24 protein-coding genes are annotated in these 21,942 nt (G+C 64.3%); 12 read left to right on the forward strand and 12 right to left on the reverse strand.

All coding sequences use genetic code 11. The features are described from left to right. Positions 1-171: 171 nt before the first annotated feature. From GM672_RS05705 to fliE, 9 genes are all read right to left on the reverse strand, one after another. Entirely contained in the window at positions 172-483 is a 312-nt protein-coding gene (locus tag GM672_RS05705) for a hypothetical protein (RefSeq protein WP_155469568.1), read from the reverse strand. Further along, entirely contained in the window at positions 476-865 is a 390-nt protein-coding gene (gene fliS / locus GM672_RS05710; RefSeq protein WP_155469569.1) for a flagellar export chaperone FliS, read from the reverse strand. The genes GM672_RS05705 and fliS overlap by 8 nt, the downstream gene beginning before the upstream one ends. Positions 866-916: 51 nt before the next feature. Beyond that, positions 917-2,305, reverse strand: a complete 1,389-nt coding sequence (gene fliD / locus GM672_RS05715; RefSeq protein WP_155469570.1) for a flagellar filament capping protein FliD — start codon at positions 2,303-2,305, stop codon at positions 917-919. A gap of 87 nt (positions 2,306-2,392) precedes the next feature. Continuing rightward, positions 2,393-2,827 carry a flagellar FliJ family protein gene (locus tag GM672_RS05720; RefSeq protein ID WP_170299940.1) on the reverse strand — a complete coding sequence of 145 codons (435 nt, stop codon included), beginning with the start codon at positions 2,825-2,827 and terminating at the stop codon, positions 2,393-2,395. Continuing rightward, entirely contained in the window at positions 2,824-4,134 is a 1,311-nt protein-coding gene (gene fliI / locus GM672_RS05725; protein WP_155469571.1) for a flagellar protein export ATPase FliI, read from the reverse strand. The genes GM672_RS05720 and fliI overlap by 4 nt, the downstream gene beginning before the upstream one ends. Next, positions 4,131-4,832, reverse strand: coding sequence for a flagellar assembly protein FliH (gene fliH, locus GM672_RS05730; RefSeq protein ID WP_155469572.1), 702 nt, complete (start codon positions 4,830-4,832; stop codon positions 4,131-4,133). The genes fliI and fliH overlap by 4 nt, the downstream gene beginning before the upstream one ends. Next, on the reverse strand, positions 4,829-5,863 hold the full coding sequence (locus GM672_RS05735) for a flagellar motor switch protein FliG (RefSeq protein WP_155469573.1): 1,035 nt from the start codon (positions 5,861-5,863) through the stop codon (positions 4,829-4,831). Before GM672_RS05735 ends, fliH begins: the two co-directional genes overlap by 4 nt. Beyond that, the gene (fliF, locus tag GM672_RS05740; RefSeq protein ID WP_155469642.1) at positions 5,847-7,574 is read right to left on the reverse strand and encodes a flagellar basal-body MS-ring/collar protein FliF; all 1,728 of its coding nucleotides are present in this window, start codon (positions 7,572-7,574) and stop codon (positions 5,847-5,849) included. The genes GM672_RS05735 and fliF overlap by 17 nt, the downstream gene beginning before the upstream one ends. A 107-nt stretch (positions 7,575-7,681) precedes the next feature. Beyond that, positions 7,682-8,038: a flagellar hook-basal body complex protein FliE gene (fliE, locus tag GM672_RS05745; RefSeq protein ID WP_155469574.1), complete on the reverse strand. Its 357-nt coding sequence runs from the start codon at positions 8,036-8,038 to the stop codon at positions 7,682-7,684. Between the two features lie 521 nt (positions 8,039-8,559). On the opposite strand from fliE, the gene GM672_RS05755 reads away from it, so the two are divergent. The 12 genes from GM672_RS05755 to GM672_RS05810 all read left to right on the forward strand — a co-directional run bounded on the left by GM672_RS05755 (position 8,560) and on the right by GM672_RS05810 (position 17,941). Beyond that, complete coding sequence (locus GM672_RS05755; protein WP_155469576.1) at positions 8,560-9,414, forward strand: FliM/FliN family flagellar motor switch protein; 855 nt, start codon at positions 8,560-8,562, stop codon at positions 9,412-9,414. Positions 9,415-9,419: 5 nt separating this feature from the next. Then, complete coding sequence (locus GM672_RS05760; protein WP_155469643.1) at positions 9,420-9,794, forward strand: FliM/FliN family flagellar motor switch protein; 375 nt, start codon at positions 9,420-9,422, stop codon at positions 9,792-9,794. Positions 9,795-9,939: 145 nt separating this feature from the next. Beyond that, a complete protein-coding gene (gene fliP / locus GM672_RS05765; protein WP_229417576.1) occupies positions 9,940-10,644 on the forward strand; it encodes a flagellar type III secretion system pore protein FliP in 705 nt (234 codons plus the stop codon). 19 nt (positions 10,645-10,663) lie between these two features. Beyond that, positions 10,664-10,936 (forward strand): flagellar biosynthesis protein FliQ, encoded by a 273-nt coding sequence (gene fliQ / locus GM672_RS05770; RefSeq protein ID WP_155469578.1) that lies wholly within the window; start codon positions 10,664-10,666, stop codon positions 10,934-10,936. Positions 10,937-10,941: 5 nt separating this feature from the next. Continuing rightward, positions 10,942-11,745: a flagellar biosynthetic protein FliR gene (locus GM672_RS05775; protein WP_170299942.1), complete on the forward strand. Its 804-nt coding sequence runs from the start codon at positions 10,942-10,944 to the stop codon at positions 11,743-11,745. After that, positions 11,729-12,868, forward strand: a complete 1,140-nt coding sequence (gene flhB / locus GM672_RS05780) for a flagellar type III secretion system protein FlhB (RefSeq protein ID WP_155469579.1) — start codon at positions 11,729-11,731, stop codon at positions 12,866-12,868. The genes GM672_RS05775 and flhB overlap by 17 nt, the downstream gene beginning before the upstream one ends. Continuing rightward, positions 12,865-14,955, forward strand: coding sequence for a flagellar biosynthesis protein FlhA (locus GM672_RS05785; RefSeq protein WP_155469580.1), 2,091 nt, complete (start codon positions 12,865-12,867; stop codon positions 14,953-14,955). The genes flhB and GM672_RS05785 overlap by 4 nt, the downstream gene beginning before the upstream one ends. Before the next feature lie 11 nt (positions 14,956-14,966). Continuing rightward, positions 14,967-15,275: a hypothetical protein gene (locus GM672_RS05790; RefSeq protein WP_155469581.1), complete on the forward strand. Its 309-nt coding sequence runs from the start codon at positions 14,967-14,969 to the stop codon at positions 15,273-15,275. Beyond that, the gene (locus tag GM672_RS05795) at positions 15,272-15,448 is read left to right on the forward strand and encodes a hypothetical protein (RefSeq protein WP_155469582.1); all 177 of its coding nucleotides are present in this window, start codon (positions 15,272-15,274) and stop codon (positions 15,446-15,448) included. The genes GM672_RS05790 and GM672_RS05795 overlap by 4 nt, the downstream gene beginning before the upstream one ends. Positions 15,449-16,061: 613 nt before the next feature. Then, positions 16,062-16,616: a PEP-CTERM sorting domain-containing protein gene (locus GM672_RS05800; protein ID WP_155469583.1), complete on the forward strand. Its 555-nt coding sequence runs from the start codon at positions 16,062-16,064 to the stop codon at positions 16,614-16,616. Between the two features lie 488 nt (positions 16,617-17,104). Beyond that, complete coding sequence (locus GM672_RS05805; RefSeq protein WP_155469584.1) at positions 17,105-17,437, forward strand: hypothetical protein; 333 nt, start codon at positions 17,105-17,107, stop codon at positions 17,435-17,437. Positions 17,438-17,512: 75 nt separating this feature from the next. Then, positions 17,513-17,941: a VOC family protein gene (locus GM672_RS05810; protein WP_155469585.1), complete on the forward strand. Its 429-nt coding sequence runs from the start codon at positions 17,513-17,515 to the stop codon at positions 17,939-17,941. Here GM672_RS05810 and GM672_RS05815 read toward each other — a convergent pair. The 3 genes from GM672_RS05815 to GM672_RS05825 all read right to left on the reverse strand — a co-directional run bounded on the left by GM672_RS05815 (position 17,938) and on the right by GM672_RS05825 (position 21,680). After that, positions 17,938-18,864, reverse strand: a complete 927-nt coding sequence (locus GM672_RS05815; protein ID WP_229417571.1) for a hypothetical protein — start codon at positions 18,862-18,864, stop codon at positions 17,938-17,940. The genes GM672_RS05810 and GM672_RS05815 overlap by 4 nt on opposite strands. Positions 18,865-18,978: 114 nt before the next feature. Continuing rightward, positions 18,979-19,878, reverse strand: a complete 900-nt coding sequence (locus GM672_RS05820; RefSeq protein ID WP_155469587.1) for a flagellin N-terminal helical domain-containing protein — start codon at positions 19,876-19,878, stop codon at positions 18,979-18,981. A 173-nt stretch (positions 19,879-20,051) separates the two neighbouring features. Next, positions 20,052-21,680 (reverse strand): electron transfer flavoprotein-ubiquinone oxidoreductase, encoded by a 1,629-nt coding sequence (locus GM672_RS05825; RefSeq protein WP_155469645.1) that lies wholly within the window; start codon positions 21,678-21,680, stop codon positions 20,052-20,054. Between the last annotated feature and the right edge of the window lie 262 nt (positions 21,681-21,942).

Consider the following 21,942-nt stretch of genomic DNA (forward strand, 5'->3'; position numbering starts at 1 on the left):
GCATCTGGGCAAACATCAACGGCAGGCCGCTGCCGGCGGCCTGGCCGTCCACGGCGCCGGCAGTGCCGGTCGGCATGGCGCCTGGGGTGGCGCCGGCATTCGCGGCAACGGCGCCTGGCAGCTTGGTGTCCGCTGCGGGTGCGCCTGCTGGCGCGGTGGGGATTGTCATCATCATGCTTCGGTTCCGGCAAATTCGTTATCGAGGGCATAGGCCAGCCAGCCCTCTTTATGCGTTGTCATATGCTGCAGGTGTTTGCCCAGTTCCGTACTGGCCGACTGCGCGCGCTGCACGGCATCGCCGTGCAACTGGCGCAGGGCGGCCAGGGCCGCCCGTTCGGCCGGCGTCCACTTGCCCTGGGCGGCCAAGGCCGGCAAGGAGGACGCCATCAAGGTATTGAGTGCCGCCAGTTCGTCCCAGTCGGACGCCGCGGTAGCGGCGGCCAGGCGCTGGCCCAGCCGCAGGAGTTGTTGTTGCCTATCCATGTTTGGCCTGCACGCCCAGCCAGCCCTGCCGGATCGTCGCCAGCAGGCCGACCACTTCGTCGACGATGGCGGGGTCCATGTCGATGCCGGCCCGGTAGAGGCGGGCGGCGCAGTAGTCGTAGAGCCGGCCGAGATTGGCAACCACTTCGCCACCATTATCGAAGTCGAGCGAGCTCGACAACCCATTGATGATCTGGGTGCATTTGTCCAGGCTGCTTGCCTTCAGTTCATAGCGCTTGCCCACGATGTGACCGCGGGCGCGCGCCAGCTCTTCGAGCAGGCCGTCCGTCAAGACCAGCACCAGTTCGATCGGCGAGGCGCGCGCGGTCTGCGCGTCCAGGTTGGTCGAGTGGTATTCGCTGTAAGCGTCGTGATTCATCATCTGGTAACCGTTCTAAACTGGGGTTCGCAAGGCGCCCTGGCGCGACATGTCTTAATTGGACTTGTCGCCGAACAGGGCATCGAAAATACTGGTGTTGCTGCTCATCTGCGCCTGCAGCGTCTGCAGCTTCGTAAACTGGTTCAGGTAGCGGATGTAGGCCGCTTCGTACTGCTTGTCCAGGCGTGCCTGGCGGTCCATGATGCCGTCCTGTACCTTCGTGTTGTTGTCGCGCCGCTTCGTGATCTGGCCCGAGGACAGGTCGGTCCACTGGTCCGTCAGCTTGTCCAGGCCGCCCATGACGCCACTCGGCGTCGTCAGGCTGGACGAGCCCATGATGGCGTCCAGGCCCGTCGGGTTGGCCTTCAGCGCCTTGTTCATGCGCGTCGTGTCCAGGGTCAGCGTACCGTCGCGCTGGGCCGTGACGCCGTAGTTCACGAGGCTCTGGCCACCCACCTGCTGGCGCAGGACCGCCTGCATGCGCGTGCGCAGGGCCTGCACGCCGGCGTCGGCACTGAAGGCCCCGGCCGATGCACCGCTGACGGCGTCGCCGGCATCGGTCAGGCTCTGCAGCGTCTTGACGAGGGCATTCCAGCCGTCCACGAAGCCTTGCAGGTTGGCCTGGGTGCCGCTGGCATCCGTACCCACCGTCAGGCTGACGGGGCTTTCGCCCACGGACTGTGCCTTCGTGAACGTCATCGACACGCCGTCGATGACGTTGTACGTGTTCGAGGCCTGCTGCAGCTTCGTGCCCGTGGCCTTGTCGCCCAGGTAGACGATGGCATCCTTGGCCACCATCAGGTCGGTGCGGTTGCCCGGCAGGGCCAGCGCATCCTTCAGGGTGCCGGCGGGCAGGGCGCTGCTGTCGATGCCGACCGTGTTGGCGGCACCCGTTTCGCTGCCGGTCAGCACCAGTTTCTGGACGCCGTTCACCGTCATCGTCGAGGCCGTCACTTTGGCCGTGTTGCCCGACGCAATATTGATGGCCGTGGCGATTTCCTTCACGGACAGCACGCCGTCGCCGCTCTGGTCGGCCGTCGTCAGGTCGACGGCAAAGCTGGACGAGCCCACCGACACGGTGATCGTGCCGGACTCGGCGATCGGCGTCGTGTCGTTCAGGTTGTCATACGCGGCCTGGTTGGCCGTGGCCAGCTGCTCGACGAAGAAGTTGTATGTGCCGGCCGTGGCGGCGGTGCCGGCCGTGGCGGTGCCGACGGCCGAGCTGAACGTGGCCGACGTGGCCAGCACGGATTTCTTCAGCGACAGGCTGGACATGACGCCTTCGAAGGTGCTCATGGCCGACTTCAGGCTCGTCAGGGCCTTTTCCGTGGCCGTCGCGGCGCTGTTCTGGCTGCTCAGGATCGACTGGCGGTCAGAGATGTATGCGGTGGCCAGCTGGGTCGCTGTGCTCTTTGGATCGTAGGTAGGTGCGGTCGATGCCATTTTCGTGCTCCGAGGAAATTATTGAGAGTGTACCTTGGGTAGAAGCGACCAAAGGGACGTTCCCATGAAATTTATTTCCGTATGGCTCTATTTTTGGGATCGCAACCACAGTTGCGTTGCCAGGTCATCATGCACTTTCCGTTCTTGCACATGCTTCGCCGACGTTACCACCTGCTGTTTCCTGTCCAGTACCTGGCCCAGCACTTCGCGCTTCACATAGGCCGCGTTCAGGGCCCGCTGCGACACGGCCATGTCGGCTTCGTGCATCGTCAGGTCGAGCCGGTGGCTGTCCGCCATGGCCAGCACGGCCTGCTTGTAGGCGCCACAGTTGGCGGCCAGGGCCAGCGGCAGGCTGCCGGACGGGCCGCTGCTGGTGGCCAGGCCGTGCAGCCGTTCCAGCGTCTTGCGGTAGCGCTCGGCCGTGGCTTCCTTGGCGGCCTGGGCCGTTTGCAGCTTTTCCAGCTCCGAGTTGCGCAGCGCCACCAGGGTCGACAGGTTGCGGATCAGGTTCACGTCGCTCACGTCATCAGCCTTTCAAGTTGCTCCACGCACGGGGTGTACGGCGCATCTTCCTTGGTGCCCTGGCACAGGAATGCCTCGATATGGGGGTGCAGCTGCACGGCCTTGTCCGTGACCGGATCGGCACCAGGCACGTAGGCGCCCAGCGGGATCAGGTCGCGCACGCGGTCGTGCTTGGCCATGGCCGCCTTCAGCGCCCGCGCCGCCAGCATGTGTTCCTTGCTGATGATGCCGTTCATGCAGCGGCTGATCGACTGGCCCACGTCGATGGCGGGGTAGTGGCCCCGTTCCGCCAGCGAGCGGGTCAGCACGATATGGCCGTCCAGGATGGCCCGCGCCGTGTCGACGATGGGATCCTGCTGGTCGTCGCCTTCGGCCAGCACCGTGTAGATGGCGCTCATCGAGCCGTCCGGGTGCTCGCCGTTGCCGGCCGATTCCACCAGCTGCGGCAGGTTCGAGAACACGGAGGGCGGGTAGCCTTTCGTGGCCGGCGGCTCGCCCAGCGCCAGCGCCACTTCGCGCAGCGCCATCGCGTAGCGCGTCAGCGAATCGACCAGCAGCAGCACGTTCTTGCCCTGGTCGCGGTAGTGGGCCGCGATCGAATGGCACAGTTCCGTCGCCATCACCCGCATCATCGGCGATTCGTCGGCCGGCGCGATCACCAGCACGGCCTTCTTCAGGCCGTCCGGGCCCAGCGACATGTCGACGAATTCGCGCACTTCGCGCGAGCGTTCGCCGATCAGGCCGACGATGACGACATCGGCCACGGTCTGGCGCGTGATCAGGCCCAGCAGCACGGACTTGCCGACGCCGGAACCGGCCATCAGGCCCACGCGCTGCCCCTTGCCCAGGGTCAGCATGGAATTGATCGCCCGGACGCCCACGTCGAGCGGCTCGTGCACGGGCGTCTTCTTCAGGGGATTGACCTTGGGCGGCTGCATTTCCAGCACGTGTTCGCCCGTCAGCTTGCCCAGGCCGTCGATCGGCTCGCCCAGGCCATTGACCATGCGGCCCAGCCAGCCGTTGCCGATCTGCAGGTTGACCTTTTCCGCATGGGGCAACACCCGTGCGCCCGTCGTCAGGCCGATGGCCTTCTTGAACGGCATCAGGTACGACACCTTGTCGCGGAAACCCACCACCTGCGCTTCCAGCCAGTCGCCGCCGACCGTTTCGATCTGGCAACGCTGTCCCGTGTGCATCGGGCAGCCTACCGCTTCGAGCAGCAGCCCCTGGGCACCGACCAGCCGACCCGTCGGGGTGGCCATCGGTACCGCATCGAGTTCCAGCTTGCGCAGTGCGTCGGCAATCATTCGTCGTTCTCGTCGTCGTCATCGCCGCCGTCGGCGGCCTGCAGTTGCTTGTCGACCTGTTCCATCACGGCCGCCAGGCGCTGGGTGCAACCGGCATCGACTTCGCTGTCGCCGGCGCGGATGCGGCATTCGCCCGGTTCCAGGCGCGAGTCGGCAATCAGGTTCCAGCGCTTGGCCCGTTTCGGGTCCAGCTCCGTCACGCGTTTCAATTCTTCCGGGTTCAGGAAGACGTCGATTTCCTCGCGCGTGGGCGGCATCGACGCCAGCGTCTCGTCGACCAGGGCCATGATCTGCACGGGCTGCAGGGCCAGCTCGGCGCGGATGACGGAACGGGCCACCTTGGCCACCAGGTCCACCACTTCCTTGCGCTGCGCCGCGCGGTAGTCGCTGCGCAGCTTCTTCAGGCTTTTCAGCATCGCGTCGACGGGGCGGGCCAGCTGGTCGTAGCCGACCAGGGTCTCCTGGCGGCCTTCGTCGCGGCCTTCGGCCAGGCCCTGCTGGCGGCCCGCTTCGAAGCCGTCTTCCTGGCCCCGCTGCAGGCCGATATCGTAGCCGTCGCGCTGCCCCTGCTCGAATCCTTCGCTGATCGATGCCTGCCACTGGGCGGCATCGACCGTCGTGCCGGTGCCGCCACGCTGCGCCGACTGCGGCGTGTGGTGGGACAGGGGCGGAAAGCGGTAAGGGCGGAACTGCTTCATTCGACCACCGTCTCGGCAAACAGCTGCACTTCGACTTCGCCGGAATCGGCCAGCGCCTTGACGGTCGCCATGATTTCCTGGCGCGACGCCTCGATACGCGACATCGGCACGGGGCCGGCGCGGCGCATCATGTCCTCGAAGGCCTGGGCCTGGCGTTTCGGCATCGTCTTCAGGATGGCGTCGCGGATCGAGCCTTCGGCGCCCTTCAGGGCGATGGCCCACTGTTCCAGCGGCACTTCCTCGATGATGCGCGACAGCACCGCTTCCGTCTGGGTCGACAGGATCAGGAAGTCGTACATCGACATCTCGATCTGCTCGACGATGGACGGGTCATGGGCGCGCAGCAGTTCCACCACCTGGGCGCGGTTGCCCGGCAGGCGGTTGAGGATCTCGGCCACCTGCTTGACGCCTTCGATGCTGGTGCTCTGCATGTCGAACGAGGCCAGGCAGCGGTCCACCAGTTCGTCGAGCTCGACCAGCAGGTCGCGGTCGATCTCGTCCAGGCGCGCCAGGCTCAGCAGCACCAGGTCGCGCCCTTCCAGCGGCAGCCCGTCGATGATCTGGCCGGCCAGCGCGGGCGGCAGGAAGGCCAGGAACACGGCCTGGATACGCACGTGTTCGTTGGCGATGTATTCGGCCAGCCACTTCGGCGAGGCCCACTGCAGGCGCGCCATCTTCGGGCGCAGCTCGTCACCGTAAATATTGTTCAGCACGGTGTTTGCGATATCGCCGCCCAGCGCCAGGTCCAGCGAGCGCTTCAGGTAGGAGCGGGACGCGCCATGCACGCCGGATTGCTCGCGGTAATCGTCGAAGAAGGTCTGGATGGCCGTCTTCACGGCTTCCACCTTGATGCCGCTCATGCGCGACATCACCTGCGTCACTTCCAGCAGTTCCTCGCGCGACAGGCAGCGCAGCACGGCGGCGGCCTGTTCCTCGCCGATCGACAGCAGGACAATGGCGGCCTGCTCGACCGGGGTCAGGGTGGCGCCTTCGACAGGCATCAGATCGTTCATATTATTGAGCTCGGCCATTTTTCTGCATCCACTGTTTGACGACTTCGGCAACACGCTCCGGCTCTTTCTCGGCCAGAACCTTCAGGTGATCGACCATCACGTCGACCGGCGAGCCGGCGGGCGGCAGGTCGTAGTTCTCCAGCAGCGGCACCACCGGCATGCCACCCGAACCCATGCCCACGCCACCTGCCACGGCGGCCACGGCGGGCGTCGCGCCCAGGGCGGCCGGGGTACCGGCCACGGCGTCGACACCAACCGGCAGGGCCACCGCGTCGCCGGCGCGGCGGTCGGCACCGCTGCGGGTATCCAGGGCCAGCGCCGGTGCCGCGACCGGGGCAGGGGTCATGCGGTTCGTCAGCAGGCGCAGCAGCGGACGCAGGATCAGGAAGTAACCCAGCAGGGTTGCCACCGCGTAGCCGATCCAGCCACCCATGTCGACGACGTTGTCACGCTCTTCCCACCACTGCACCGGTGCCGCTTTCGGCGGGAAATTCATGGCCGACACCACCAGCGTGTCGCCCCGTTCGGCATTGATGCCCAGGCCGTTACGCAGCACCTTGTCGACATTGGCCAGTTCCGCGGCCGTCCAGCCCGTCTTCGGATTCATCGCGGCGGCCTGGGCCAGCACGATGGCGACATTCTGGTGTTCCAGGCGGCCCCGGGCACGCTTGGTCTGTACGATACTGCGGTCGTAAGCATACTGGCGCGTGGTTGCATTCTTGCGGGCCGTGCCGTCGGGCATCTGGCCCGGTGCGGCAGCGGCACCGGCGGCGGCACCGGCGGCAGCGGCGGCGTCCGGGGCGGCTTCGGCGGCCGGCGGGCGGTTCGACAGCGTGCCCGGCACACCCATGGCCATGCGGTTGCGGTCCTGCTCTTCGCGCATCGCTTCGCTGGTGACTTTCGGCGTTTCGCCGTATTTCTCGACCGTTTCCTCGACCTTGTCGTTATCGACGGAGGCCGTGACGGAAATCTTGAAGTTGTCGTCGCCGACGATCGGGCCCAGCAGGCCGCGGATATTGCCCTTGATTTCTTCCTGCACCCGTTTCTGGGCATCGTTGCCGGCGGCGCTGGCATCGAAGCCGTCCGTCAGGTCCACATGCGAGGACAGCAGGTTGCCGGCCTGGTCGACCAGCGACACCCGTGCCGGCGCCAGGCTGGCGACGCTGCCCGAGACCATGTTGACGACGGCGGCGATATGTTCCGGCGTCAGGGTGCGGCCCGGCTTCAGGCCGATGACGACGGCGGCCGACGATTTTTCACCGTCGGATGACACGAACGACGTCGACTTGGCGATCGACAGGTGCACGCGCGCCGAAGCGATGGCGTCCAGGGTCATGATCGACTGGGCCAGCTCGCCTTCCAGGCCGCGGCGGAAGCGCACATCCTGGACGAACTGCGACACGCCCAGCGGGTCGTTCTTGTCCATCAGCTCCAGGCCGGCCGGCAGCTGGGCCGTGACGCCCTTGGCGGCCAGCAGCATGCGCACCTTGCCCAGCATTTCGTCGGGCACCAGCACCTGGCCGCTGTCCGGGTGGATGCGGTAGGGAACCTGTTCCGCTTCCAGCACCGTCATCATGTCGGACACGGCGACTTTCTCGCGGGCGCCGAACACGGGTTTGTAGCCGGACTGGTCCTTCCACAGGAACATCAGCACGAGGGCCGTCACGCCGATGGCGAGCAGCAGCAGCGGGTACAGGTTCTTCAGCAGGGCAGGGGGCACGCCCGGCATCCCATTGGAGGAGCCGCGCAAGCGCCCGAAGGCGGACTTGAGAGTATTAATCACGGGGACTTTCGCTTAGTCGAACAGAAGGTACGGCGGAATTGGCGTACAGCGGCTTACAGCGGCAACTTGATGAGCTCGTCGACGGCGCCCATCACCTTGTTGCGAACCTGCATCAACATGGAGAAGGACAGGCTGGCTTCCTGGCTGGCCATCATGGCACCCACCAGGTCGTCACTGCGGCCGGCGTCGACGTCGGCCATTTTTGCGCTGGCGGCCTGGTCGGCCGAATTCACGCCGGAGATGGCGTTCTGCATTGCTTGCGCGAAGGAGCCGGCGGACTCGCCGGCATTGGAGCCCATGCCGCCGAACTGGGCGGCTGGGGCGATCTGGGTATGCTGGGCCAGGTCGGCGGCGGCGTTGGTCAGCGACGCCAGGTCGGCCTGGATCAGGCTTGCGATAGGATTTGCCATGTGCGTTCTCACTTTCTTGCAACGTTGATCTTCGATTCCACTGCCACCCCTTCGGTGTTACCGCCACGGGGTGCATGGCGCGGTTCAGGGGGTGCTGCGGGTCCGGTTTTCAATCCTGGCTGCCAGCGCTGCAAGCCGATTGGAAAACCCGAAAACTGCTGACATAACATTCATCCGATTATCTGGATGATCGGCATGATTAATTGCAATCATGCATAGATAATGTGCCAGGGTCGATTCAGTGCGCTGCATTGTTTCCTGTGAAAGAAACGCTGTTACTGTGGCAAAAGTCCTTAATAATCAAACACTAGGCGCCGCTTGTCATTAACTTGCGAAGACATGGTGTGTTGCTCGGGACAGGGATAAGCTTACCGGGTGGCAACAGCACTGTAAAGAGGAATTTGGGAATTGTGCGTTATTGACTGGTGGCAATAATGACGATTTTCGGTTATTCTATGATGCCTGGATCGTGTCTTCGTATACTTTGCGATACGATGTGCCATGCAGACGAATACACACCTATGACACATTTAACAAGCTCATCGACCAACGCCGCGCCCCCGCTGGTACTGGACCCGGCCCTGCTGGGACGGCCCGTGCACCGGCTGCCGCAGTTCGCCGCCCAGTTGCGCGACGACCTGGCCGTCGCCCTGCGCCAGGGCGCCAACCGGCGCTACTGGGGCGCCTTCGTCGTGGATGCGGTGGACGTGGCGCGGCTGGACGGCAACGAACGGCGCACCCGCTGGCTGCATTTCACGGGTGCCGGCGGCGTGCTGGCGTTCTCGCTCGAACGAAAGGTGTTGCTACAGGTCTTGAATAACCGTTATGGTCGCGGCAAGGGCAGCGAGCCGGCAGTCGACGAGGCCCTCGTGAAGGTAACAGCCACGGAAGAACGTCTTGCTGTTGTTTTAGGCCAACAAATTGCCGCCGCCGTCGCGCACCGGATCGCGGAAAACGTTCCCCGTGTCGATGCTGCGGCCACGCAACCGGTCGAGGCCGTTACGGCGCCGAACCCGGCGCGGGGCGCCTGGGTCGTCGTGGTGACGGTGCGCGAGGGCGAAGTGGAAGGCAAGCTGTGGATCGCCCTGGACAAGCACCTGATCTCCGACGTGCTGCGTGGTCTGGCCTCGGAACGGGAATCGGTCAAGCGGGCGCCCGCGGCGCCGCTGGCGCAGCGCATGCAGGTGGCGCTCGATGGCCGGCTGGTCAGCAAGGAAGTCACGCTCGGTGCGCTGTTCGACCTGCGCGTGGGCGATGTCATTCCGGTCAGCCTGCACCGGGCCGACGTGATGCTGGAGGACTCGCGGCTGTTTACGGCCGCCGTCACGGAGCACAAGGGAAAACTGTGCCTAACATCTTTTGAAGACATCGAATAATCATGATGAACGTAAACGAAAACGGCACCGGCAGCGAGCTGCTGGACGATGTGACGGAAGAGATGATCCTCGATCCGGTCGCCGCCGACCTGGCCGAGATGCAGGTCGCGCGCCCGCCGCGGCGCGATCTGCCGCAGATGATGCGCAAGATCCCCGTGACCTTGACTCTGGAAGTGGGCTCGGCGCGCATTTCGCTCGAGGAACTGATGAGCATCGGTCCGGACAGCGTCGTCGAACTCGACGTGCTGGCCGGCGAGCCCCTCGTCATCAAGGTCAACGGCACCGCCATCGGCCGCGCCGAAGTGGTCGTGGCGGGCGAGAACTATGGTCTGAAAGTGATCGACCTGGACGGGCTCAACCTCGACATGATGACCTCATGATGTCGTCTTTCGCATGGTGGCCGGCTCCCGCAGCCGGCCTTTTGCTTTTGGGGGTGTCTTGACGAAGTTGCCACGCTTGTTTCCACAGTTACTCGCGCGGTCGATCCCGCGGTCGATCCTTGCACTGCTGATCGCGGTGCCCGGCCTGGCGCTGGCCCAGGCCGCCCCGGGCAATACCCCCGACCTGCTGGCCGGGGTGGTGCCCGGTGCCGCCACCGACCTGTCGGTGAAGATGCAGATCCTCATCGTGATGACCTTGCTGGGCCTGTTGCCCGTCATGGTCATGATGATGACGAGCTTCACCCGCTTCGTCATCGTGCTGACCCTGCTGCGTTCGGCCCTGGGCCTGCAGCAGGGCATGCCCAACCGCATTATCACGGGCGTGGCGCTGATCCTGACCTTGCTCGTCATGAAGCCCATCGGCGACCAGATCTGGCGCGACGCCTTCGTGCCCTACGACCAGGACCGCATCGGCCTGACCGAGGCCCTGCGCATCGCCGAGCAGCCCGTGTCGCGCTTCATGCTGGCCCAGACCAGCAAGGCCGCCCTGAAGCAGATCGCCACCTTGGCCGGCGAAACCAACGTCACGGTGCCGATGAACCATGCCTTCACCGTCAAGCTGGCCGCCTTCGTGCTGTCGGAACTGAAGACGGCGTTCCAGATCGGCTGCATGCTGTTCATTCCGTTCCTGATCATCGACCTGGTGGTGTCCTCGGTACTGATGGCGATGGGCATGATGATGCTGTCGCCCCTCGTCATTTCATTGCCGTTCAAGCTGCTGCTGTTCGTGCTGGTGGACGGCTGGACCCTGACCGTGAACACGCTCGTGACGAGCATCCAGGCCTATTAGCGACGCGGAACGGACAACTATGCTCACTCCCGACGTGGCCGTCGACCTGGTGGTCGAGGCCCTGCACATCGTGATGGTCCTGGTGCTGGTACTGGTGGTTCCCGGCCTCGTGGCCGGCCTCGTGGTGGCCCTGTTCCAGGCCGCCACGCAGATCAACGAACAGACGCTGTCGTTCCTGCCGCGCCTGTTGATCACGCTGTTCGCCATCATCCTGACGGGACGGTGGATGGCCAGCTACCTGATGGACTATTGCGTGTCCATCTTCACGCGCGCAGCCACTCTGGTCGGCTAGAGCGCGTGGAACAGGTCCTCGCCAATCTCTTCCCGCTGCTCAATGCGCTGTGGTGGCCGTTCGTGCGCGCCATGGCACTGCTGTCGGCCGCGCCCGTGCTGGGCGAAGCCATGGTGCCGGTGCCGATCCGCATCCTCGTCTCCCTCGTCATCGCCATCCTGATGATGCCCGTCACGGGGCGCGAACAGGTCGTCATCGACCCGTTCACCCTGGCGGCGGCCGTGGCGACCCTGGAGCAGGCCATCATCGGCTTCGTGCTGGGCCTGGCGTTTCACTTCAGCATGGCCGTTATCAGCCTGCTGGGCTATATCGTGTCGTCGCAGATGGGCTTTTCGATGGCCGTCATGAACGACCCGCTGAACGGATCGTCGTCGGACGTCGTCTCGGGCCTGCTGTCGATGCTGTCGATTATCGTCTTCTTCGCCATCGACGGCCACCTGGTCATCACGGGCGTCATCGGTGCCAGCTTCCGGGCCTGGCCCCTGGGTGGCGGCTTCGGCCCGCTGCTGCTGCAGACGGTGGCATGGAACGCCGCGTGGATCTTCTCCGCGGCAATGCTGCTGGCCATTCCAATCGTGTTTTCCACCGTCGTGGTACAACTCGGTTTCGGCTTCCTCAATCGCGTGGCGCCCTCGCTGAACCTGTTTTCGCTGGGCTTTTCCGTCATCACCCTGTTCGGCCTGTTGATGCTGGGTCAGGTGGTGCGCTTCATCCCGGATCACTACACGCGCATGTCGGGACAGGTGCTGGAAATGATCCGGCAACAAATGCAGGTAGCGGAAGGGCAGCGCAATGGCGCAATCCGATAGCGGCGACAAGACAGAGAAGGCGTCACAGCAGAAGCTGAGGAAGGCGCGCGAGGAAGGCCAGGTGACCCGGTCGAAGGACCTGGCCACGGCCATCGGCATCCTCGTCAGCCTGAAGCTGTTCATCTACCTGCTGCCCACCTACCTGGACCAGTTCAAGGCCATCTTCGCGCAGAGCTTCGTGCCGCTGGACGCCGGTGACGCGCTGGGCAATGCCATGTCCGACGTGTTCTACGAGGCCAGCATCCTGCTCGTCAAGATGGTGCTGCCCCTGTTCCTGGTGCCGTTCTGCATCGTGCTGTCGTCCGTGCTGCCGGGCGGCTTCGTCATGAGCAAGAAGAACCTGGCACCCAAGTTTTCGCGCATGAGCCCGATCTCCAACCTGGGCCGCCTGTTTTCCGGCAAGCACGGCTTCGAGCTGCTCGTGTCCGTCGCCAAGGCCGGCGTACTGATCGCCGTGCTGGTGCATATGGCCCGCTCGACGATGCACGACTATGCCCGGCTGCAGTCGCAGCCCCTGTCCGAAGCCATGCTGAACGGCGCGGCGCTGATGGCCGACGGCCTGATGTCGATGGTGTCGATCTTCATCCTGTTCGCCATTATCGACGTGCCGGCCCAGGCCTTCTTCTTCGCCAAGAACCAGCGCATGAGCAAGCAGGACGTGAAGGAAGAGCACAAGACCAGCGAGGGGCGCCCGGAAGTGAAGGGCCGCATCCGCCAGTTGCAGCGCGCCATGGCCCAGCGCAGCGCGCGGAAAACCGTGCCGACGGCGGACGTCGTCGTCGTCAATCCGGAGCATTATGCCGTCGCGCTGAAGTACGACGAGAAGCGTGCCGAGGCGCCGTTCGTCGTGGCCAAGGGCGTCGACGAGCTGGCCCTGTACATCAAGTCGATCGCCGTCGAGCACAAGATCGAAGTACTGACCCTGGCGCCGCTGGCGCGCGCCATCTACAACACGGCCCAGGTCAACCAGCAGATTCCCGTGCAGCTGTACCAGGCCGTCTCGCAGGTGCTGCACTATGTGCTGCAACTGAAAGCCTTCAAGTCCGGCGGGCGCCAGGGGCTGCCCGCCTTCCCCGACGGCATCGTCGTACCACCATCCATGAGTGAGGTTTCGCCGCCATGAATTTCCTGAACCGCCTGGTAGCCGAAACGCGCCGCCACAAGTTCGCCACGCCTGTGTTCGTCCTGTCCATCCTGGGCATGATCATCCTGCCGCTGCCGCCGATCCTGCTCGACGTGCTGTTCACGTTCAATATCGTGCTGGCGCTGATCGTCATCCTCGTGTCGGTGCAGGCAAGGCGGCCGCTTGACTTCTCCGTGTTCCCCACGGTGATCCTGGCCACGACCCTGCTGCGGCTGACCCTGAACGTGGCGTCGACCCGTGTCGTGCTGCTGCATGGCCACGAAGGCACGCACGCGGCCGGACGGGTGGTGGAAGCCTTCGGCAACGTGGTGATCGGCGGGAACTTCGTCGTCGGCCTGGTCGTCTTCGTCATCTTGATGATCATTAACTTCACCGTCGTCACGAAGGGCGCGGAGCGCATTTCCGAAGTGTCGGCCCGCTTCACCCTGGACGCCTTGCCGGGCAAGCAGATGGCCATCGACGCCGACTTGAACGCGGGCCTGATCAACCAGGAAAAAGCCCAGCAGCGCCGGCGCGACGTGGCGATGGAAGCGGACTTCTACGGCGCCATGGACGGCGCCTCGAAGTTCGTCCGGGGCGACGCCGTGGCGTCGATCCTGATCCTGATCATCAACCTGGTCGGCGGTGTCGCCATTGGCGCGCTGATGCAGGACATGAGCTTCGGCGACGCATTCCGCCAGTACGCCCTGCTCACCATCGGTGACGGCCTGGTGGCACAGATTCCCGCGCTGCTGTTGTCGTCCGCCGCCGCCATCATCGTCACCCGCATCAGCGACGCCGGCGACTTCGAGGACCAGGTCGGCTCGCAGCTGCTGGCCAACCCGAACGTGCTGTTCTCGGCCGCCGGGCTGATGGTGGTGATGGGCATCGTGCCGGGCATGCCGTGGCTGCCGTTCCTGTCCTTCGCGGGCGCGCTTGGCTATGCCGGCTGGCGCATGTTGCAAAGAACCGTGGAGGTGCCCGACACGAAGCAGATCGAAGCCATCACGGCGGCCCTGTCGGAAGAGAAGACGCCGGAACTGGAATGGCAGAGCCTGCCAATCGTGTACCCGCTGCAGGTGCTGCTGGGCTACAAGCTGGTGGGCCTGATCGACAAGGCGCAGGGCGAGGTGCTGACCAAGCGCATCCGCGGCGTGCGCCAGAGCCTGTCCGAAGGGATGGGCATGGTGCTGCCGCCGATCGGCGTGCGCGACGACCTGAGCCTGAAACCGTCGCAGTATTCCGTCGTGCTCGGCGGCGCTGCGATTGCCCATGCAGAAGTCTTTGCCGACCGGCTGATGGCGATTCCGTCGCCGAACATGTATGGCCAGGTGGACGGCATTCCCGGCGTCGAGCCGGCCTACGGCATGCCCGTCATGTGGATCGAGCCGGCCGACAAGGCGCAGGCCCTGGGCCTGGGCTACCAGGTGGTGGAGGCGCCCAGCGCGATCGCCACGCACGTGTCCAAGCTGATACGCGAATACCTGCCGGAACTGTTCCGCCACGACGACGTGGCCGCGCTGATGGAGCGGCTGACGGCCCTGTCGCCCCGCCTCGGCGCGGCGCTGGACAAGGCCATGACGCACACCCAGCTGCTGCGCGTGTTTCGCGTGCTGCTGGCCGAGAACGTGTCGCTGAAGGACATCGTGCCCATCGCCACGACCCTGCTGGACAGCTCGGAAGCCACCAAGGACCCCATCCTGCTGGCGGCCGAAGTGCGCTGCGCCCTGCGGCGCCAGATCGTCAACAGCCTGTTCGGCCAGAAGCGGGAAATGCTGGCCTTTAACCTGGGCGGCGAGCTGGAAAACATGCTGCTGGGCTCGCTGAACCAGGCCCGCCAGTCCGGCAAGGTGGTGCTGGACAACTACCCGATCGATCCCCACCTGCTGGCGCAACTGCAGGTCAACATGCCCGTCGCGCGCGAGCAGATGAAGCAGGCCGCCACGCCGCCGATCCTCTTGGTGCTGCCGCAGATCCGCCCCCTGTTGGCCCGTTACGCCCGGCTGTTCGCACCGGGGCTGCATGTGCTGTCGTATAACGAGGTGCCGGAGAATCGGGAAGTGTCGATTATCGGGACGGTGGGGTAAGGGCGCTTGTCTTGCCCGCGCTGAAGAAATGGGAGGTTGCCGCTGTCCTTGCCATCCTGGCGACGGCGCTGCTGACGCCCGCGGGCATCTACATGGCGTTCAAGCGGTGGGAAGCCGATCATTACAGGGCGTTGATTGCCTCGGAAGTCGAGTTGGCCGGCGTCCTGTCGGTCGAAGGCGAGTCGCATTTCCGCGAAGGGTGGGGCGTCGCGGTATTCGCGCTGGCGCCTGCCGCGCGGGACCGCTTCGAGGCGCCGGGCGGCACCGGCCTGCTGGCCGGCCGGGAGGAACTCCGTACCGCATCGCCGGCGACGGCTTGACGCTGGCCGACAGGTGGATGTCGGGTTTCGACTGCGCCAGCGGGAACAATCCCCCAGCCCGCAAGGTCAGGCTTGTGCTGGACACACCGGGTTCGTTCGTGAAAAGGCGAGCCGAATCCGCGCTGATCGTCGTGCCCGCGGCCAGCCTGGTGGCGCTGGTGCATGACGGCTGAGTCCGGCCTTGTCCTTGGGTGGCGCAGACGGGCTTGGGCGATTGCGCAGTGCCGCACAGGGATTTCGCAGCATCGAGCGGGCTTCGCCGGTCATGAACGGGTCTGCCATACTGCCTGTACCAGCAAGATGAATCCAGATCTTTACCAGCCTCGCTACCGCGGTGGGACGCCAATGGAACACGTCGCGCAGGTCGCTATGCGGGCAGACTGCTTCCTCCGTTCCGGATGAGATTGCTCATCTGCCCAGTTGTACCTCCAGCGTTACAGGGCCGCCATTTTACCCAACCCATGATTTGGTGCGATCGAGCAGCGCCGTACCGGTGCCGTTCGACTGCCAGCTATAACAGGGTTCGATTTTTCCATATTGGGTCGGATACGATACGATATCGAGTACGCATACTACCGCCAGACAAAACGACCTGAAGACCGGATACAGCACGGGCCACCGCTTGTGCTTTGAATTTTCCATTAAAAAATCCCTATTCTTTCAAGGAAAGGCGCATCCAATAATATTTTACGTACATGATTATTCCTGCCGCATCCGTGTTAATCTTCAGTCCATCTGTCTCGAATACGGCGGATCGTGCACAATAACTCTCTGAGAAAGGATGCCATGTTTAAAAGATTATTATTGGGTGCTGCGCTCTCCATCTGCGCAACGGCGCAAGCCAGCGAAAAAACATTCGAGATCGTGTACCAGGGTGCTTATTCTCCTGATTTTGAAGTGTTCCTTCCGGATTGGAAGCTTACCGTCGAGGTCACGGTAAACGACTTGAATAATGATGGGAGCTACTCACAGGGCGAACTGAGCAGGCTCAAGGTGGACGAGCTTGAATACCGGGGTTCGTGCAGCGCGGTCGACTGCGTGGAGAATTTCAACTGGACAGCAGGCAGCCTGCCGGCGTTCACAGCCACCTATCGACGTCAGACCTACTGGGGCGGCGACCTCATGTACGAACAGCGTAACACCCTTGTCGCGGGCGTCGATTACCATCTTTATGCCTGGTCATACACCAGTGGTATTCAGTCCGACTTCACTTGGCAATGGACCGACGCGACGACCACGACGGTGACGGACATCAGTCCGGTGCCCGAACCCGCGCAATACGGCATGTTCGCAGCAGGAATCGCCGGCATCGCCGCACTGGCGCGGCGTCGCCGCGCCTGATACCGGTTTCCCTTTCGCTTCATCGTCGACCCGTATGGAATAAGGTACGGGTCGATGCGCCACCGATGCGACGGTCTGCCCATTTTTCCGCCGATGGCGCGCTGGCGCCGTTCGCTGCCCATTTATAATCGCTTTCGCAAGGTCGATTCTTTTATCGATGTCCTGACATCCAGCTCAATGCCCGCGAATTTCTTTCCGCCCGAACCATTGCCATATACCTCCCTCGCCGACGCCGTTGAATAGTTCGTCGTGCGGGAATAAACCCATCCAGTTTGCCGCGCCGATGCCGGATCGTAGTGCTGGCGCCTGCTTGGGCGCCGGGAGGGTAAGCCTGCATGCGGGCACGCGTTCCAGGTTGGCCTTGGCTCACGGCATTCCCTACGCCGGCACGGCATGTCCGCCGATACCTTGCTCGTTGCCACCAGCCTATGCTCGGTTCAATGGCCGGCGGTAATCCTGCCCCGGCCCGCATTCCAGGAGGATCAACCATGACGCAAGAACAGAACAAGCTCCATAACGATGGCGACTCGGTCCAGCACGGCAACAAGCCCGTGCAGGGCGGCACCACGCGCGACGGACTGGTGGCCGGCGCGGGCGGCCTGGTCAACAATCCGCAGACCCAGCTGGACCCGCAGGAAGCGAATCGCGATGCCTACGGTGACCAGGAGACGGGGGCCACGTCGGGCGAGACGGGCGACGGGCGCAGCCCGAGGCAGGTGGCGGCCAGCGGCAGCCAGGCCACGCAGCACAGCGCCGGTGGCAGCCTGCAGCAGGACAGCGAACGGGCTGCGCGCAGCAACGGCAGGAAGAGCACCCCTTAAGCGGGGGCGCGCCATGCTTGAACCGGGCGGAATTTGCACCTAAACTGGGCGGCAACTTCTTCTCCCGGAGGCAGCATGGAAACCCAAGAGCTCTTTCGTGGCCGGCTGATCGACCATATACAGCTGGTGGTACAGGACCTGGCGGCGTCGCGGCGCTTCTATACGGCCGTGTTCGAGGAACTGGAAATCGACATCGGCGGCGAGGGCGAGGATTACTTCTGGGCGGACGAGCTGTTCGTCTCCTCGCGCGACAGCGAGGCAGCCCAGGGACACTTGACGGGCCGTCACCACCTGGCCTTCCAGGCGCGCGACCGCGACATGGTGAACGCTTTCTATCGCGCCGCGCTGGCCCATGGCGGCACGGACAACGGCGGGCCGGGAGAACGGCCGTATCACCCGGGCTATTACGCCGCCTTCGTGCTGGACCCTGACGGCAACAATATCGAAGCCGTGTTCCATGGCGAGGCCCAGCGCAGCGCGGCGGCCGTGAAGATCACGTTCTAGGCGCGCGTTTCCAGGAACAGCTCGTCGGCCGGCAGCGGCTGCGACAGCAGCACGGCCACTTCGGCCATCGTGCGAAACAGGGCCGGCGTCAGCGCCGCCACCTGGCGCGCCGTCGGCTCGCGGCCGGCGGCAGGCGGCAGCTGGCGCATCATGCGGGCGCGGCCGATGCGGATCCCGCAGGCCTTCGCCACGGCGGCGATCTGCGGCAGCATTGCACGCATATGGGCCATCGCGCCGGCCTGGGCCGCGCCGATTTCCAGCAGCACGCCGTCAACCAGCGGTTCGAGTTGCAGCACGACCTTGCCCAGCCCGCCCAGGAACAGCTCCAGCCGCAGTGCGATGCGGGGTGCCCGGCGGCGCGCCGGCAGCCGGCCCGGCGGGGGATTGTCGCCTTCGTCCGGGTCACGCACGATCACGCGCAGCACCAGCTTCTCGGCGCCCCAGGCATACACGGCGAATTTCCAGGCCTCCGTTTCCGCCACCAGCTGGGGCGGCACGCGGCCGTCGCGCAGCACGGCAGGGGCCTGCTCGGACTGGAACAGGCCGGCCGGCAGGTGGCGTCCCTGTGTCTGCTGCAGCAGGGCGCTGCGCTGCTCGGCATAGTTTCTTATCATGACGAGCCAGGAGGCGGCCATGACATTGACGTCCGGAGTCTGCCATGTCAACTGGCGCGACAGGAAAATCTGGTGGTTCGACTGCATCGCACCGGGCTCGGCGTTCAGCAGCGCCTCGGCGGCCAGCTTGCCGGCCAGGGCGGTGGGCAAGGTGCCCGTGACGGGCTCGGCGTCCAGCGCCTGCAACAGTGCGCCGACCGTATCGGGCCCGCCGGCCGGGACGGGCAGGGGGGCCGGCTCCGGCTGACGCGCCAGCTGGCGGCCCGGCTGGTCGCGGACAATACGTTCGGGAATGCTGAGGGCGGTCATCGCCACGCGATCTATTGCCATTCGGCCAGCTTACCATGTGAGGACAAAAAAAAGCCAACCGCGGCGGTTGGCTTCTGGGTGGCCGGGTGCGACGCCGGCCCCGGATCATCCGGATTACTGCAGCAGGGACAGGACCAGCGACGACTGGCTGTTCGACTGCTTCAGCATGGCGGTGCCGGCTTGCAGCAGCATCTGGTTCGACGTCATGTTGGCCGATTCCGTGGCGAAGTCGACGTCCATGATGCGGCCGGAGGCGTTCTTCGTGTTGGTCGAGATGCTCGACAGGTTGCTGTTGACGTGGTCCAGGCGGTTCGACACGGCACCCAGCTTCGAGCGCATCGTGCCGACGGCGTCGATGGCGTCCGACAGGTCCTTGATCGTCGCGTTGGCGGCGGTGGCGCCGGCCGTGGCGTCGGCACCGGAGATTTCCGTACCGGCAGCGGCGGCGGCGGCACCGGTGGCACCGTCGAACTGGTCGGCGGCGGCCTTGATCTTGTCATGCACGGCCGTCATTTCGGTGGTGAAGTCGGCAGTCATTTTTTCGTCCTTGTCGGCGCCGATCTGGAACGTGATCGTCGTCGACAGCTTGCCCGTGCCGCTGGTCAAGAGGTTGGTGCCGCCGAACTTGGTGTTCGTCATGATGTTGCCCAGTTCGTTGCTCAGCGAGTCGAACTCGGCCTGCATGGCGGACTGGTCGTCCTTGGTCGAGGAACCGTCGGCAGCTTGCGTGGCCAGGTCCTTCATGCGGTTCAGGATGTTCGACGTCTCGTCCAGCGCGCCTTCGGCGGTCTGCATCAGGGAGATCGAGTTCTGGGTGTTACGCATGGCAACTTGCATGCCGCTCGTCTGGGTCTTCAGGCGGGTGGCGATCTGCAGGCCGGCCGCGTCGTCCATGGCGGAGTTGATGCGGTAGCCGGTCGACAGGCGGGTCATCGACGTCGACAGCGTGCTTTGGGTACGGTTCAGCGAGTTCTGTGCGGACAGGGCTGCGTTGTTGGTGTGAAGGCTCAGCATTGTAGTTACTCCAGTGGGTGGGTTCGTTTAGAGCAGCTTTCTGCGCTCTCATCAGTACAAGACGACCGTCCCGCGCAAGTCATTAAGTGCCGTGCGGAAATTTTTTGAAATAAATTGTGGACGTAAAAAAAGCGCCGGGGCCGGGGCCGCGGCGCTGTTGGCGTAAAGCCAACTTACATATTCGGATAGTTCGGCCCGCCGCCGCCCTCCGGCGTGACCCAGACGATGTTCTGGGTCGGGTCCTTGATGTCGCAGGTCTTGCAGTGCACGCAGTTCTGCGCGTTGATCTGCAGGCGGTCGGCGCCGTCGTCCGTCTTTACGTACTCGTAGACGCCGGCCGGGCAGTAGCGCTGTTCCGGGCCGGCATACTTGGCCAGGTTGACGTCCACCGGCACGGACGGGTTCTTCAACGTCAGGTGCACCGGCTGGTCTTCCGCGTGGTTCGTGTTCGAAATGAACACGGAGGACAGCTTGTCGAAGGTCAGCTTGCCGTCCGGCTTCGGATAGACGATGGGCTTGTAGTTGGCGGCCGGCTTCAGGCAGGCGTGGTCCGGCTCGCTGTGGTGCAGGGTCCAGGGTGCCTTGCCGCGGAACACAATCTGGTCGATGCCCGTCATCAGGGTGCCGAACACGAGGCCCTTGTTCAGGTACTGCTTGACGTTGCGGGCCACGTGCAGCTCTTCGTGCAGCCAGGACTGCTCGAAGGCGACGGGGTAGGCGGCCAGCTCGTCGAACTGGCGACCCTGGCCCAGCGCGTCCACGATGGCTTCGGCGGCCAGCATGCCGGACTTGATGGCGGCGTGGCTGCCCTTGATGCGGCTCATGTTCAGGAAGCCGGCGTCGCAGCCGATCAGCGCGCCGCCCGGGAACACCAGCTTCGGCAGCGACTGCAGGCCGCCGGCCGTGATGGCACGGGCGCCGTACGAGATGCGCTTGCCGCCTTCGAAGAACTGGCGGATTTCCGGGTGCGTCTTGTAGCGCTGGAACTCTTCGTACGGCGACAGGTAGGGGTTGTGGTAGTTCAGGCCCACGACATAGCCGACCACCACCTGGTTGTTTTCCATGTGGTACAGGAAAGAGCCGCCGTAGACGTCATGCGCCAGCGGCCAGCCGGACGTGTGGATGACGAGGCCCGGCTTGTGCTTGGCCGGGTCGATCTCCCACAGTTCCTTGATGCCGATGCCGTAGGCCTGCGGGTCCTTGCCCTTGTTCAGGTCGTACTTGGCCATCAGCTGCCTGCCCAGGTGGCCGCGCGAGCCTTCCGCGAACAGGGTGTACTTGCCGTGCAGTTCCATGCCGAGCTGGAAGTCCGGACCCGGTTCGCCGTCGCGCTTGACGCCCATATTGCCGGTGGCGACGCCCTTGACGGAGCCGTCCTCGTTGTACAGGATCTCCGCGGCAGGGAAGCCGGGGAAGATTTCCACGCCCAGGCTCTCGGCCTGCTGGCCCAGCCAGCGCGTGACATTGCCCAGCGAGATCACGTAGTTGCCGTGGTTTTCCAGGCACTTCGGAATCATGAAATTGGGCGTCTTGATTGCCTTCGTCTCGGTCAGGAACAGCACGCGGTCTTCCGTGACTTCCGTGTTCAGCGGCGCGCCCAATTCCTTCCAGTTCGGAATCAGTTCCGTCAGCGCGCGCGGGTCCATGACGGCACCGGACAGGATATGGGCGCCCAGTTCGCCGCCTTTTTCCAGCACGACGACGGAAATCTCCTGGCCCTTTTGCTGGGCCAGTTGCTTGATGCGAATGGCTGCCGACAGGCCGGCCGGGCCGCCGCCGACGACAACGACGTCATACTCCATCGCTTCGCGCGGACCGTACTGTTCAACGAGATTTGTCATATGAGATTCTTGTAATTAAGTGAAACGGGAAAAATTAGCACGAGTGTGCTTCTTTTTCCGCTCAAATGCAACGGCATTGTATTAGATGTTCCCGTCTAATACTGCTAATTGTGTAAGATGGCGTGCAACGGCGCACGGGGCGCGAGCTGGGGAAGCGCTGATTTATTGCTGGTGGATGAGATTAGTCTTGAAAAGCGTGTCCAGCAAGACGCGAACGCCCCGT

This window comes from Pseudoduganella buxea (genome assembly GCF_009720835.1).
GTDB classification, from domain to species: Bacteria; Pseudomonadota; Gammaproteobacteria; order Burkholderiales; family Burkholderiaceae_D; genus Rugamonas; species Rugamonas buxea.

Excerpts from the sequence above, each read along its gene's own strand:
- GM672_RS05705 (WP_155469568.1), bottom strand. The coding sequence starts at position 483 with ATGGATAGGCAACAACAACTCCTGCGGCTGGGCCAGCGCCTGGCCGCC.
- fliS (WP_155469569.1), bottom strand. The coding sequence starts at position 865 with ATGATGAATCACGACGCTTACAGCGAATACCACTCGACCAACCTGGAC.
- fliD (WP_155469570.1), bottom strand. The coding sequence starts at position 2,305 with ATGGCATCGACCGCACCTACCTACGATCCAAAGAGCACAGCGACCCAG.
- fliI (WP_155469571.1), bottom strand. The coding sequence starts at position 4,134 with ATGATTGCCGACGCACTGCGCAAGCTGGAACTCGATGCGGTACCGATG.
- fliH (WP_155469572.1), bottom strand. The coding sequence starts at position 4,832 with ATGAAGCAGTTCCGCCCTTACCGCTTTCCGCCCCTGTCCCACCACACG.
- GM672_RS05735 (WP_155469573.1), bottom strand. The coding sequence starts at position 5,863 with ATGGCCGAGCTCAATAATATGAACGATCTGATGCCTGTCGAAGGCGCC.
- fliF (WP_155469642.1), bottom strand. The coding sequence starts at position 7,574 with ATGCCGGGCGTGCCCCCTGCCCTGCTGAAGAACCTGTACCCGCTGCTG.
- fliE (WP_155469574.1), bottom strand. The coding sequence starts at position 8,038 with ATGGCAAATCCTATCGCAAGCCTGATCCAGGCCGACCTGGCGTCGCTG.
- GM672_RS05755 (WP_155469576.1), top strand. The coding sequence starts at position 8,560 with ATGACACATTTAACAAGCTCATCGACCAACGCCGCGCCCCCGCTGGTA.
- GM672_RS05760 (WP_155469643.1), top strand. The coding sequence starts at position 9,420 with ATGAACGTAAACGAAAACGGCACCGGCAGCGAGCTGCTGGACGATGTG.
- fliQ (WP_155469578.1), top strand. The coding sequence starts at position 10,664 with ATGCTCACTCCCGACGTGGCCGTCGACCTGGTGGTCGAGGCCCTGCAC.
- flhB (WP_155469579.1), top strand. The coding sequence starts at position 11,729 with ATGGCGCAATCCGATAGCGGCGACAAGACAGAGAAGGCGTCACAGCAG.
- GM672_RS05785 (WP_155469580.1), top strand. The coding sequence starts at position 12,865 with ATGAATTTCCTGAACCGCCTGGTAGCCGAAACGCGCCGCCACAAGTTC.
- GM672_RS05800 (WP_155469583.1), top strand. The coding sequence starts at position 16,062 with ATGTTTAAAAGATTATTATTGGGTGCTGCGCTCTCCATCTGCGCAACG.
- GM672_RS05805 (WP_155469584.1), top strand. The coding sequence starts at position 17,105 with ATGACGCAAGAACAGAACAAGCTCCATAACGATGGCGACTCGGTCCAG.
- GM672_RS05810 (WP_155469585.1), top strand. The coding sequence starts at position 17,513 with ATGGAAACCCAAGAGCTCTTTCGTGGCCGGCTGATCGACCATATACAG.
- GM672_RS05815 (WP_229417571.1), bottom strand. The coding sequence starts at position 18,864 with ATGACCGCCCTCAGCATTCCCGAACGTATTGTCCGCGACCAGCCGGGC.
- GM672_RS05820 (WP_155469587.1), bottom strand. The coding sequence starts at position 19,878 with ATGCTGAGCCTTCACACCAACAACGCAGCCCTGTCCGCACAGAACTCG.
- GM672_RS05825 (WP_155469645.1), bottom strand. The coding sequence starts at position 21,680 with ATGGAGTATGACGTCGTTGTCGTCGGCGGCGGCCCGGCCGGCCTGTCG.